The organism is Hyperthermus butylicus DSM 5456 (genome assembly GCF_000015145.1).
Taxonomy (GTDB): Archaea; Thermoproteota; Thermoprotei_A; order Sulfolobales; family Pyrodictiaceae; genus Hyperthermus; species Hyperthermus butylicus.
The window spans coordinates 208,485-221,010 of sequence record NC_008818.1; the positions used below are offsets into that span (position 1 = coordinate 208,485).

The following is a 12,526-nucleotide window of genomic DNA, read 5'->3' on the forward strand; positions in this document are numbered from 1 at the left end:
TACGGTCGGTCGTAATTACAACCTCATAACCACCCACGACCCACCACCTTGGCCCGCGTCTCCTAGCCCTGCGTCACACCCACAGCCTCCATTGCCGCCTGCTTCAGCTCCTCATCCGCAGTCTCGTCAACAACCACAGCCGTATCTGGGCTCGCAACGATCTCCCTAAGCTTCACCGTGTCAGCGCCATGATACCAGACGCGAAGGCTATACGCGATATTGTTCAGTATTATCCCCCGGACAGTCTCCATGTAGTCCGGCCTGGGGCGAGTTGTGAACACGTGCAGCTCAAACCCACGGTAGCCCCTTGCAGCTTCCCTCGCCATAAGGGCGAGCACCTGCTGCACAATACCGCGGCCCCCGCCGAGCACAAGCACTATCCTCCTGACACCACGGCCGCTCTGGAAACTCATGAGACCCGCATTCACCCATACTATAGTATTGTTAACCGGCATTATAAGTGCTTAGACGCTGACCCCAAGCCTAGATACGACTGCCTAACCAGTGTACACAGAAAATCCATCGATACCCGAGCGGTAGAACCACTCAGCGCCAGGCCCCGCTATGCCACGTTATTAGTGAATGGAGAGATAGGCTTCCCTTACATATACTTGTCAGCGGTGGGCCCGTTCCACCGTTTAGCTCGTGGCTGCATCCATAGGGGCTCCATGCGGAATACTGTGATCCATACCTGGTGTCCTAGTGGAAGGCATAGCTAATGCACTACCATACTTCAACCTTCAACACGGCTGTATAGTACATAAACCATCCCAGCTGCGATACGGTATAGGCATGGTGTTAAGAACGGCAGTGCCATACCAGCAAGCAGAATCCCTCCATCGTATAGCTTGTGGGGCTAATCACTGACGGACCTCTTATCCTTCCCCTTTGCGTCTAGACGGTAACCCAGCTCAGCTGACTATGTGGTGTGTCAGTATTATTGGAATGATCAGACCGAACATATGGGCGGGTATACCATGCATGTTAGCCATTATCCGCAGTACGGTGCAGGCCCTAAGGCTTGTTCAGCATTTACGGGTCAGAGCTGGGGAAAAGCTACATCACTACTATACCCAGGGAGGTTTGAGGGAGGCTAGGTATCGGGGATTGCGATGTGTTGAAGCTAGTTATGTATGGTAATGATATTGTGTTGGGGAAGCCGAAGTTTCTGATTAGGATTTACTACACTATCGAGGGTCTGTATCGCCAGCGTTCATCCATATATTCTCCTCCTCACCGTTGCCCTCTCGGCTTATCCTCGCTGGGTGGTCTCAGTTGATGATCTGGTTCATCGGTACTGCGGGCGCCGGAGGGGTTCCGGGCCGAGCTAAGAACTGTATCCTGGTTGACACGGGGGATGCTAGGCTCCTCCTCGATGTTGGGCCGGGCTGCGTGGAGAGGCTCTACGAGCTGGGCTACAGCGCCTGTGACGTGGACTACATCTACATAAGTCACCTCCACATGGACCATTGGAGCGGCTTGTTCGATTACGCTGTCCGCTACAGTGTGGAGGGCTGCAGCCAGCCTCCAACGCTGCTAGCGGGGGAGAAGGTGAGGGATCAGTTGTCATCAGTCATAGAGACGCTGCCTGGCAGGCTACGCGGCGAGGTGGGAGCCCGCAGCATACCAGCCAGCGGGGGCCTAGAGCTTGACGGGATGCTGATCCGGGTCTACGAGGCCGTGCATACACTCCCAGCCTACACTGTTGAAGTAATTGTTGACGGGTCGACGCTTGTCTACAGTGGCGATACAGGGCCAACGGGGAAACTCCGAGAACTAGCATCGAGGACTGATCTCCTCGTGGTTGAGGCCTCTATGCCTCGAGGGATGGAGGTCAAGGCAAGGGAGACCGGGCACCACACTGTGGATGAGGCAGCAGCATACCGCGACCAGATGAGGAGCGAAGCACTACTAGTGCTAACACACCTCACCAGAGAAAGCCTCGAAGACATAAGGCGGCATGGGCTCCCACGCAGAGTCATAGCCGCCTCCGACGGGCTCGTCCTCAGCATCTAGTGCGAGCCTAGCGTAAACACCATACGGAAGCCGTTCCAGTCCACTGCAGCTAGAGCCGAGACAATCATTCGTTGTATGTGTCCTTGGATTTCTGTGTCACAAATACTAGCACATTGCTCTCCGGAAATGGTGTTCCAGTGGACTAGCTCAACAAGCTGTAGTGTTCCATACGTAGCAAGCTGTGGAGAGGCCTCTTACCCCAAAGACTACTATGGGCTACTGGGGGGTTTAGCTTTGGAGTGGCTGCGTGGGGGCAGTTGGGAGGAGGTAGCAAGGGAGCTGGGGGAGCTGCGTGCTGGAGAACCTAGTCCGTGCCGTGTTGCAGGTAGCACTGTTGCAGAACCTTTGCCTGTTGCACGTAGGGCTTACAGCCTCTATGCAGATGTGAATCTTAACGATCCTGCTTCGTGGCCTAGTGTGACAAAGCTCCTGGAGGGTATTTCTAGGGTCCTCGAGGAACTCAGGCTTGGTCATCGCTGGCTCGTTGCTGTAAGTGGTGGCAGCGAGGCAGTATTGACGGGTCTCTACATTGCGAGAGAGTATACGCGGGGCAGGGTGGTTGTAGCGTCTAGTGCTGCCCATGCATCCGTGCTAAAGGCTGCCCGTGTCCTGGGCATGGAGGTTAAGCTTGTGCAGGTGGACTCTAGGCTGAGGATAGACCTCTACGCCCTGGAGAAGACGTTGAGGGGAGTTCAGAATGTTGCTGCTATCGTTGCGACAGCAGGTGTCACTGATAACGGTGCTGTGGATCCAGTTAGGGATGTGGCCAAGCTTGCCTGGGAGCATGGTGCAGTAGTGTATGTGGACGCTGCTTTTGGCGGCCTACCACTCCTAGGGTTGGGGAGCACCGAGACAGTATTGCCCCGTGGCGGCCCCGCCCTAGCCGGGATAGACTTCCACAAGCACGTAGCACCTCCGCCATCCTCCATACTTGTATCAAACACAGCGGAGCTTAGGGACTACATAGTGTTCCCCGCGCCCTACATGCCCTTGGGGAGGCAGGAGACGCTACTCTGGACCCGGCCAGCATCGGGCCTAGCAGCAGCCTATGCAGCCCTTAGGGCACTAGGAGCCAGTGGCGTTGGAGAGCTAGCAAGATACCTCTACAGGCTAGCCTCGAAGCTGGCATCCATCCTCGAGCAGCGGGGTGTAGAGTTGTTGTCGCCTCTCGATACGCCTCTCGTGGCCTTTCGGCCCCCAAGTGTGGAGGGGGCGTTGAAGAGGCTGAGAAGGAGAGGCTGGATACTCTACCCCTCCAGGCTTCCCGGCATACTGCGCTACGTAGCAAAGTGGTGCCACGAGCCCGGAGACGTGGAGGAGATAGCGGAGGCGGTAGCCTAGACAAAGGCGTCCATGCTACGATATATCACGTACATGGAGTAGACGGCTAACACGAGTGCAGCAGCAGAGACGGCGAGTATAGCTCCGACCACTACATAGGCTGTCTGCATGCTAAACCCGGCAACCTCTATAATCCTCTCGATCTCTGATGGTGTAGTCAACGCGTACACGGCATAGCGCAACCCGATAATCGAAATGAACAGTATGAGGGGGAGTAGCGCGGCAGCTATGAGGGGGCCGAGCTTCCTCCGGGAGCGAAACGCGTGGATCGAAACGAGGAGTGCAAACACGTAGATGCCAAGCATGAGGAAGCCGGCGCGGAGGAATATGGGGGTAAGTATCATGGCTAGCACGGCTGCAAGGACATAGAGTCTGTAGGCCCGGCGCACATGGGTAAGCCTTGAGGAGAAGTCGTAGTATGAAGCGGCTACATAGTTGGAAAAAACATGCAGGCGCCAAACAGCCTCCTCAACCGCCCCACGATCAGACGGGTCAAGCCTTGAAAACGTTCTTAACACACTATCGGCACTCTTATTCAGCGCTACAGCTAGATCGTACTGGTCTATCCGCAGCTCCCCCAGCACCTTCTGCACAGCGCTGCGTGCTCTCTCAACCTCCCTCAGCGCCCTCTCCTTCGCACGACCATCGAGACGGGACGATGCCAGTCTCTCTATGCGGTCAAGCTTCTCTAGCAACCTCCGTAGCTCCTCAGCCGACTGCAACGCATCAGCACGCCCCGGTAGACTGGTAACAAGCACTTACCGTTGGCGCCTAACAGTCATCCACTTATATGCTACGAGGGTTATTAGTAGGAATACTACGCCCCAGCCAAATGCTACGAAGGCCTAGCGCGCTAGCCTTCACGTGGACTCACCCCCCTCCTAATTTCCTCACCATACCTCTTATAGAGGGCCTTATAGTTGAGAGCTAGGCCTATTAGGAACATTATCACCATCATCGCAACGCCTATCCAGCCGAAGATGTTCTCTGGCTTGGCGGCAGCGGATTCGGTACCTGTTGCCAGGAACCATGCCAGCATTATTATCAGGTAGATTGGTGTGATAATGCCGACAACGTACTTCCAGTACCACTTCGGCACGGTAATGTAGGCACCATTATGCAGCTCCCTGTAGCTCTCCTCAATGCCCCACAGCCACAGGGCAGCTACGACCTCGAATAGTGCTACCACTAGCAGCAGCAGGCTACCGGCGTAGAAGTCTACGAGATCGAGGTAGTCCGTCAGCTGGTCAGTCTTCATGGCGCCCTCAATGTTTACGAATACGCCGGTTATGAATACCATCATGAAGGCTATCCATGCACTATACCTTCTCGCGATGCCGTAATCCTCCTCGAACATCGAAGTTAGAACGTTAACTATCGCAATGGCGCTTGTTATACCGGCAAACCATAGCAGCGAGTACCAGAGGAAGCCTGCCAGGGCACCAAGGCCTCCTAGGTGGTTGAATAGTGGTGGCAGGGCAACCATTGACGCAAGGAATATTGAGAGCTTGCCTGCAGCGATGTCCTGTATGATGCTTGGGCCTCCAAACGCGTACAGTAATGGTATCACGATGCTGCCTCCGAGTACTACCTCGGCGAACTCGTTGAGGGAGGTGGTAGTTAGGGCTGATAGTGGTAGATCGTCCTCCCTGCGCAGATAGCTAGCGTAGTTTGGTATGATGCCACCGATACCGATGCTTAGCGTGAAGAAGATCTGGCCAGCACCCTCAATGAATGTTGCAGGGTCCTTTAGCTTCTCAAAGTTCGGGGTCCAGAGCCACTCAAAGCCCTTAAGCGTGGACCATTCCGGCTTTACAGGAGCGCCAAGGGTTAGCGAGACCGTTGCTAGGATTACAGCCTCAATAAACAGTATTGGCATCATTATCTTTGCTGCAATCTCAATGCCGCGTCTGACCCTCCTGGATACAATTAGTGTAATTACTAGTAGGGAGATGAACCACGCCGGCACATTTCTAGCTGGATCCGTTAGGAAGTCTATGAAGAACGTTTTGGCCTTGGTGGCGTCTGTCAGCTCGGCAAACTTGCCGCTAATTGCTGCCGTTGCATAGTAGCCCATCCAGCCTATGATATTGGTGTAGTAGCCCGTGATCATTACGCCAGTTAGGAATGCTATGGTGCCACCTATGATTGCAAACGCTGCTGCATTCTTCTTTGTGAGCCTATTCCTTGAGACTATGTAGAGCATTGGGGTTAGGTAGCCATGGCCATGTAGGCCGCCGTGCCGGCCGAGGGTCCACTCTACGAACATTAGTGGGATGCCTAGGAGTACAAGGGCTATGAAGTATGGTATGAGGTAGGCGCCGCCACCGTAGGCGGCAGCCTTGCCAGGGAATCTTAGGAAGTTGCCTAGGCCGATAGCATTACCTGCCATTGCTAGGATGAGGCCTATCCTTGTCGCCCAGTATTCCCTCGTTCGGACAGTCACTAGTCTATCACCGTTAATAGTGTGGGAGCCATAGCTGAAAAAAATCTTACCCGGCGAGTAGCAAATTGTGGAAACCTGTCTTGCAATATTAGCTGGCCCGTATAGAGGCACTTTGTGCAGGGTATTATCGTAAATTATAGAATGTCGGGTGTAACCACACGCACCAGCCTATAATTATTGTTCTTACCCGCACTATATTGCAGGGGATCATGCAGATGTTCTTTCCGTGACAGCCTTGAGAACGTATTCTGCAAGCTCGCTCCCAAGTGGTATCCATGCTCCGAGCCTCTTGGCCTCCCGGAGTACTGCTTCGAGAACCCGTATCCTTGCCCCGCGTCCTATGCATTGAGGGTGCATCGTCAATGAGAGGTAGCTGTGCCTCCTAGCTGCATATCTCATCTCGTCTAGCCACATCTCCAGTAGCTCCCGTGGCGTGAGGGACCGATGGTACTCCAGATATGGCCAGTCGTCAAGCCTCCAGTCGACGGGTAGCTCTACAAGCCCCTTGCCGAGGATGTATGGCTCCTCGTCGTCCATGAGGCTGCTATCGTAGAGGTAGCCCCGGCTCCTGAGCAGCTCTAGGGTCCAGGGGCTCCACCTCCAGTAGGGGGCTCGGAACCCACGTGGCTTGCGGCCGACTATACCGGCTAAAGCCTCCTCCATAGAGGCGAATACCTGCTCTTCAGCGCTACGCGATGATATTTCGTCGAGCCTCTCATGCATATAGCCGTGTCCTGCGACCTCGTGGCCACGTTCGACAAGGGCTCTCACAAGGTGGGGGTAGCGGCGGGCGACCCAGCCTGGTACAAAGAAGGTAGCCCTAACACCGTGGGCTTCGAGGACCTCCAGGACTCGCCAGAGCCCTCTCCTCTCCGCAAACCTTCCACGGCTACGTGCCACTGGATCAGCACCTTTCCAGGCCTCAGCACTGTCAACGTCGAGGTCAAAGCTGAGGAATAGGACAAACCCGTACCCGGCGGGGGGCCGGAACAAGCCCGGTCAACCGCTAGAATACACCTCCACGGCTGGGAGCTAAGGGTGTAATGCCATAGCGGTCACGGCTCGTTGCTGCAGTGTCTATGCTAGCTTCTAGTGTCGATGAGATACTCGAGTCCTACAAGGACGTATATTAGGGCCCATAGGGGGTCGAGGCTGAACTCCTTGGCAGCCTTGTAGATGAAGAGGCCTGCGAGTATTAGGGCTAAGCTGCGCCGGGCAACTATACATCCCAACCCCTAGCAACAAGGCGTAGAGCCATAGCTTCCCACCTCAGAGCAGCGGCGGAGAGCTGGCACCCCTAGAACATTATAGCTGGTATAGGGGCTAATTAACATATGGTAATGAGGAGTTGTGTAGGCTGTTCCGGTTATAGTCTTCCACCCATGTTTCAGGGCCAATAGACATAAAAACCAGAAGCAATTTCTTACTAGTAGCAAAATCGGAGAGAAGGTTCGGGGTGTACGAGTTATGCCTCTACAAGCTCCATCCATTGGAGAGAAGTTCCCAGAAATCGAGGTAATGACAACCCATGGCAAGATAAAGCTGCCAGACCATTTTAGGGGTAAGTGGTTCGTGTTATTTAGCCATCCAGCAGACTTCACGCCGGTCTGCACCACAGAGTTCGTAGCTTTTGCCAAGAGGTACGAGGACTTCAAGAAGCTCAACACAGAACTCATCGGCTTAAGCGTTGACAGCACCTTCAGCCACATTAAGTGGGCTGAGTGGATCAAGGAGAAGCTAGGCGTGGAAATACCATTCCCGATAATCGCCGATCCAACCGGCGAGGTTGCAAAGAAGCTAGGGCTCCTACATGCTCAGAGCAGCACGGCAACCGTACGCGCTGTATTCGTGGTAGACGATAAGGGTGTTGTGAGAGCTATCCTCTACTACCCGCAAGAGGTTGGCAGAAACATTGACGAGATATTGAGGCTGATAGAGAGCCTCCAGATAAGCGACAAGTACGGCCGCGCCATCCCGGCAAACTGGCCAAACAACGAGCTAATCGGCGACAACTTGATAGTACCGCCTGCAGCTACGGTACAGGAGGCCGAGGAGAGACTAAAGAAGTTCAAGTGCTTCGACTGGTGGTTCTGCTACGAGGACAAGGCAACAGCCGAGGAGAAGGAGCTAGCCAGGAAGTTCCTCAAGCGCGTTGCTAACTGCTAGTAAACACCTTCAATCCCATAATGAAGCTGGTTAAATCGCTATTTTTTAACCGCCACTACTTCCATACCGCACCCGCATGCTCTACGACTCCCACCCCACTAGGCTAAGCATGCACGCTCCGGGCTGGCTAGGTTTATACAGACCCTATCCCACTCCATCCACTTGGTGGCTTGTGTCTAGTAGTGGGGCTACAATCGTTAGGGTCGATGGTAAGGGTAGGGTCACGCTACCCCTCGAGGTTAGGAGGAGGCTTGGCCTACGAGAGTGGTCTAAGCTAAGGCTCTTCATCGACGAGGAGTCTAAGCGTATTATACTAGAGGTGGAGGCAGGGGTTGCAGAACGGTTTTACGGTGCCTTCCCCGCTAAGCAGTGGCCACGGGATGTTGATGAAGCTGTAGCGGAGGCTGTGGTTAAGGCATGGCTAGGAGATACGTAGATATTAACGTGTTCGTCTACTGGCTTGGCGGCCACCCAGAGTATGGAAGGCGTGCACTTGAGTAGATTAAGCGTATAGAGTCTGCGGCGCGTGGTGAGTACGTTACTGCCCGCATTACGGTCTACGAGACTATAGTGGTGCTCGCGGGGCTTACTGGCCGCAAACTCCGTGACAGAGAGTTTGTGGCGAGCATTATCGAGGCTTTTACCGGCCTTGAGGGACTGAGAATCATTGATACTACCCGCCAGGCCGCCAGGACCTAGTTAGCGCCGCAAGCCTCATGGAGAGGTATGGGCTGGATTTTGAGGACGCTGTACACCTAGCCGTTGCCATGCGTAATGGTGTCACTGAAATAGTTTCAAACGACTCAGACTTTGATTCTACTCCACTACGTCGCGTCTTCTAGGCTTCCTGCCTCTCGACAACCACTACCGTAACGTCGTTTACGTTTGTCCCTGTGTAGCCGCCGGTGTCCACGGTCCTGGCGAGCCTTGAGAAGAGGGTGTATGTATCATTGTTGTCAAGATATGCTTTGGGGTCTAGCTGCTTTTCCTCAAGCTCTCTGGGGAGCTGCTCGTCCACTATGGCTCCTGCAGCGGGGCTAGCCCCGTCAACGCCGTCGGTGCCTATGCATGCGGCCACGTATCTCTCGAGTATCCTAAGTTTTGAGGCTTCAAGTGCTAGGGAGAGGCATAGCTCCTGGTTTCGCCCACCAACACCTCGGCCGCGAACAGTCACCGTGGTTTCGCCGCCAGCAATAACAGCTACGAGCCTGGCTCTGCGGGGGTATGCAGGTAGCCCCCGGGCGGCGGCCTCGGCGAGTGATGCTAGGACTCTCCCAGCCTCCCTAGCCTCCCCCCGCAGCGTATCGGTTAGAACTACTGCTGCTACGCCGTGCGACTCCAGCAGGGCTGCCGCGGCGGTAAGCGCGTCAAGATTCCTAGCAACAATAATGTTTATCGCCTTAGAGGCTAGAGGATCGCCAGGCTTCAGGGTCTCCCTCGCGGCGCCAGCAGCCCCCGCCTCAAGGCGCCTCCTAGCCCTCACAGGGATACGATCCAGAAGCCCATACCTGGATAGTACCCGGAGGGCGTCCCGGAATGTTGATGGGTCCGGCACCGTAGGCCCCGAAGCCACAAGGGACGGGTCGTCGCCGGGCACATCACTCAGTATCAGTGATACGACCCTTTCAGCAGCTATGTAGCGGAGCAACTGGCCACCCTTAACCGCTGAGAGGTGCTTTCGCACAGTATTCAACTCATAGATATCGGCGCCAGCCGCCATCAACAACTTGGTAGCAACAGCTACATCCTCCAGCTCAACCCCCGCCGCGGGTACCTCAAACAAGGCGCTACCGCCGCCCGAAACGAGGAGGAATAGTAGGCTATCCCGCGGAAGCTCCCGGAGGAAGTCCAGCAGCCTACGGCTAGCCTCCAGCGTCCGAGAGCCGGGAATAGGGTGATCACCTTCCAAAACCTCGATGGGCCCGATACGCCCCCCACCACCGGGAGGCCCAATAACCATGCCAGCCTCGACGAAGTCGGCGCCGAGAACGTTGATGAGAGCCCTGGCCATAGACGGTGCAGCCTTACCAAAACCGGCCACGTAAACGGCTCCGGGGCAGAACCCGCCAGCACCCCTAACCTTCACACAGCCAGAATCGAACCGGGTAACCCATCTTGGAATAACACTGGAGGGGTGAACATGCTCCAAGGCAGCCTCAAGAGAGTCGAGGACAACACCGTGAAGCCAACTCCTCTCAAGCACGCCCCGGTTACGGATAAACCTTCCCAAAGACCGTTAACCCCGTAGAGGAGGGGATCCACGGCGGCAAAAAGGTAGTGGAGGTAAAAGCAGCGAATCGAAGATGGAGTATGCATAGCTCTCTCCTAGCATTCACCAGTTAGGCTCACAACCCCCTCCAGGGTAGACTGGAGCTGACACCTGTACTGCGAGGCATAGCTGCTATGAGGGCTCCACCCTCCTCCACGTAGGACTCTAAGGCCTCCCGTACTAGGCGGGATGCAGTCTCATCCAGCATTGCGAAAGGCTCGTCAACCAGCAGCAGTCTAGGCTTTCTAACGAGGGCACGGGCAAGCTCAACCCTCTTCCGCTCTCCACCACTAAGCCTGCCAGCCTTCTCAAACGCCCTACTCCCGATGCCGAGCTGCTCCAGGATACGCTGCGCCGCCCGCCGAGCCTCGCCAGCCTCGAGCCCCGCCAGTACACCAGCTAGAACCACGTTATCCAGCGCCGACAAGCTATCAATCAAAACAGGTTCCTGAAAAACAAACCCAATCCACCTACGCAGCCTCGCCCTCTCAGCCCTCGACAGCCTAGCAAGCTCGCGTCCGAAGACCGCTACGCTACCCCAGCTAGGCTCCTTAAACCCAGCAACGATCATGAGGAGGGTAGTCTTCCCGGAGCCATTAGGGCCGGTGATGAGTAGAGCCTCGCCAGCCCCAAGGCTAAAGCTCACGTCGCGGAAGACGCAGAGAGAGCCATATGCCTTACCGAGCCCATGAGCCTCAACAATAAAGCCATTACTCAACCGCGAACACCTCTCACAACCTCCCTAAGCCCATGCCTGCCGAGAACATGGGACACGGCTAGGTACGCGGTAGCAGCCTCGACCAAAGCTATGGCGGCTAGGTAGGCTAGGCTCGAGGCGTAGTCGAGTCTAGGAGCGCCAAACACGACGAACAATGTCTTCGGCATAGTCCTCTCGGCTAGAACCCCCGCTAGCGGGGCACCCAGGACGGCGCCGAGCAAGACACCGGGCAAGTAGCCGGTAGCAAACAATAGGAGGGCAAGTCTGCGTGCCAGCACGGGTTCTCCACCCAGCACCTCGACTAGGAGAAAGAGCTTCACACTACGGTTAACCGCGAGCCCCCACAACGCTGCGGGCACCAGGATGAAGGCGAGCGCAGCGTTAGCGACGATAACCCTGTAGCTAGCCTGAAGCGAGCCTAGACTCCTCTCCAAAACCTCCAGCTGAATCTTGATTATAGTACAGCCTATACAGCGTAATATTGTGCCTGGAAAGCACATCCTTAACAGCATCCATAACCTCCTCGGCGAGAGACACACTAGGCCTCTCAAGGTATATGATGGCATACCAAGCCCACAAGTGCTCGCGGGAAAACCCGTAGCCCCAGGGCTCCAGGTAGCGGCCAAGAACCCCCTCAAGCACGGGGAAGAGGAGGCTACACCTCGAGAAAACAATGTGCGTCTCTCCAAGTGGGCCAAACAGCTCCCGCGGAAGCACGCCCACAACTCGGAGATGCACCGGGATAACCCTGTGCCTAGTGCCAAGCATCAAAGGGTTACCTTCAGCGGCGACAGTAAGATTCACCGGCAAAACGCTACCCGTACAGTAGCCGTAGACCCTGCAAACCTCGTCAGAGACAACAACCTCACCAGCATCCCCGGGCCACCTACCCTCAACAAGCCTTACAGGGCCAAAGAGGGCCGGTAGCTCCTCAATACTAGCATCAGCACAAACCATCCTAACAATCACGACGCCACCCCTACTACCCGGCATATTCGCCAGCGAGAAGTCTACACGCTCTACGGGCACGACCAGTTCCACGGGGAACACGTACACTGGGACAACGCGCCTAACACCCGGCAGCTGCTAAATATCTCTCAGAGCCTTGGGCGAAAGCCAAGCCTCACTACGAAGAGCCACATCCTCAGTGGGCACCCCATAGCTTTTAGCGAGATTTACTGTGTACTCGTCAACCAACACGGGGTCCAGGCTTGAACCCCAGTACGAGTCAATGAGTTTTATCTCGTAGAATATATAGCCCGCGTTAAGTAGTGCAACATGTTTGAAGAGCGAGTTCACTCTCTCGAGAAGCGTAAGGTAAGCAAGGAAGACACCAGACAATACGACTGAGAGAGCGGCGAGCAGGAGAAGAGACAACTTTACAGCCCTAGCAAGGGAGGAGAAGACGGTAAAAAGACCTCTTCTCTCCATTGTGTAGTCCCCTGCTAAGATTACAGTTATTGCAACTGCTGTTTAGGGATACTTGTAGACTAGCGTAACCCTCACTTGTCCAACAACTTCTACCACGTTAATATCGTGGAGTCAGTTGCAATAGCTGATTTTGTACTTG

General features: G+C 55.2%; 16 protein-coding genes. 6 read left to right on the forward strand and 10 right to left on the reverse strand.

Going from position 1 to position 12,526, the window contains the following annotated elements; translation table 11 throughout:
- Positions 1-62: 62 nt before the first annotated feature.
- Positions 63-413, reverse strand: a complete 351-nt coding sequence (locus HBUT_RS01160; RefSeq protein ID WP_011821411.1) for a hypothetical protein — start codon at positions 411-413, stop codon at positions 63-65.
- An 865-nt stretch (positions 414-1,278) separates the two neighbouring features.
- Between HBUT_RS01160 and HBUT_RS01165 the strand changes: the two genes are divergently transcribed.
- Both HBUT_RS01165 and HBUT_RS01170 read left to right on the forward strand, forming a co-directional pair.
- Positions 1,279-2,016, forward strand: coding sequence for an MBL fold metallo-hydrolase (locus HBUT_RS01165; protein ID WP_011821412.1), 738 nt, complete (start codon positions 1,279-1,281; stop codon positions 2,014-2,016).
- 234 nt (positions 2,017-2,250) lie between these two features.
- Positions 2,251-3,357: an aminotransferase class V-fold PLP-dependent enzyme gene (locus HBUT_RS01170; protein ID WP_011821413.1), complete on the forward strand. Its 1,107-nt coding sequence runs from the start codon at positions 2,251-2,253 to the stop codon at positions 3,355-3,357.
- Here HBUT_RS01170 and HBUT_RS01175 read toward each other — a convergent pair.
- From HBUT_RS01175 to HBUT_RS09420, 4 genes are all read right to left on the reverse strand, one after another.
- On the reverse strand, positions 3,354-4,079 hold the full coding sequence (locus HBUT_RS01175; protein WP_011821414.1) for a hypothetical protein: 726 nt from the start codon (positions 4,077-4,079) through the stop codon (positions 3,354-3,356). The genes HBUT_RS01170 and HBUT_RS01175 overlap by 4 nt on opposite strands.
- Before the next feature lie 131 nt (positions 4,080-4,210).
- Positions 4,211-5,803 carry a sodium-dependent transporter gene (locus HBUT_RS01180; RefSeq protein WP_011821415.1) on the reverse strand — a complete coding sequence of 531 codons (1,593 nt, stop codon included), beginning with the start codon at positions 5,801-5,803 and terminating at the stop codon, positions 4,211-4,213.
- Between the two features lie 207 nt (positions 5,804-6,010).
- Positions 6,011-6,796, reverse strand: coding sequence for a polysaccharide deacetylase family protein (locus tag HBUT_RS01185; protein ID WP_011821416.1), 786 nt, complete (start codon positions 6,794-6,796; stop codon positions 6,011-6,013).
- Between the two features lie 89 nt (positions 6,797-6,885).
- Positions 6,886-7,035, reverse strand: coding sequence for a hypothetical protein (locus tag HBUT_RS09420; protein WP_153801348.1), 150 nt, complete (start codon positions 7,033-7,035; stop codon positions 6,886-6,888).
- Between the two features lie 235 nt (positions 7,036-7,270).
- On the opposite strand from HBUT_RS09420, the gene HBUT_RS01190 reads away from it, so the two are divergent.
- The 4 genes from HBUT_RS01190 (at position 7,271) to HBUT_RS09150 (ending at position 8,811) form a co-directional block, all read left to right on the forward strand.
- Positions 7,271-7,969: a peroxiredoxin gene (locus HBUT_RS01190; protein WP_011821417.1), complete on the forward strand. Its 699-nt coding sequence runs from the start codon at positions 7,271-7,273 to the stop codon at positions 7,967-7,969.
- Between the two features lie 172 nt (positions 7,970-8,141).
- Complete coding sequence (locus tag HBUT_RS01195) at positions 8,142-8,405, forward strand: AbrB/MazE/SpoVT family DNA-binding domain-containing protein (RefSeq protein WP_011821418.1); 264 nt, start codon at positions 8,142-8,144, stop codon at positions 8,403-8,405.
- 134 nt (positions 8,406-8,539) lie between these two features.
- Positions 8,540-8,668 carry a hypothetical protein gene (locus tag HBUT_RS09960; RefSeq protein ID WP_267195208.1) on the forward strand — a complete coding sequence of 43 codons (129 nt, stop codon included), beginning with the start codon at positions 8,540-8,542 and terminating at the stop codon, positions 8,666-8,668.
- A 17-nt stretch (positions 8,669-8,685) separates the two neighbouring features.
- Positions 8,686-8,811 carry a type II toxin-antitoxin system VapC family toxin gene (locus tag HBUT_RS09150; RefSeq protein WP_083756250.1) on the forward strand — a complete coding sequence of 42 codons (126 nt, stop codon included), beginning with the start codon at positions 8,686-8,688 and terminating at the stop codon, positions 8,809-8,811.
- Here HBUT_RS09150 and HBUT_RS01205 read toward each other — a convergent pair.
- From HBUT_RS01205 to HBUT_RS01225, 5 genes are all read right to left on the reverse strand, one after another.
- Positions 8,808-10,199, reverse strand: coding sequence for a glycerate kinase type-2 family protein (locus tag HBUT_RS01205; RefSeq protein ID WP_011821419.1), 1,392 nt, complete (start codon positions 10,197-10,199; stop codon positions 8,808-8,810). The two genes, HBUT_RS09150 and HBUT_RS01205, sit on opposite strands and share 4 nt — an antisense overlap.
- A 115-nt stretch (positions 10,200-10,314) precedes the next feature.
- A complete protein-coding gene (locus tag HBUT_RS01210; protein ID WP_011821420.1) occupies positions 10,315-10,956 on the reverse strand; it encodes an ABC transporter ATP-binding protein in 642 nt (213 codons plus the stop codon).
- The gene (locus HBUT_RS01215) at positions 10,953-11,390 is read right to left on the reverse strand and encodes a hypothetical protein (RefSeq protein ID WP_011821421.1); all 438 of its coding nucleotides are present in this window, start codon (positions 11,388-11,390) and stop codon (positions 10,953-10,955) included. The genes HBUT_RS01210 and HBUT_RS01215 overlap by 4 nt, the downstream gene beginning before the upstream one ends.
- Positions 11,359-11,985 carry a hypothetical protein gene (locus HBUT_RS01220; protein ID WP_153801349.1) on the reverse strand — a complete coding sequence of 209 codons (627 nt, stop codon included), beginning with the start codon at positions 11,983-11,985 and terminating at the stop codon, positions 11,359-11,361. Before HBUT_RS01220 ends, HBUT_RS01215 begins: the two co-directional genes overlap by 32 nt.
- A gap of 57 nt (positions 11,986-12,042) precedes the next feature.
- Positions 12,043-12,333, reverse strand: a complete 291-nt coding sequence (locus HBUT_RS01225; protein ID WP_153801350.1) for a hypothetical protein — start codon at positions 12,331-12,333, stop codon at positions 12,043-12,045.
- Positions 12,334-12,526: the final 193 nt, after the last annotated feature.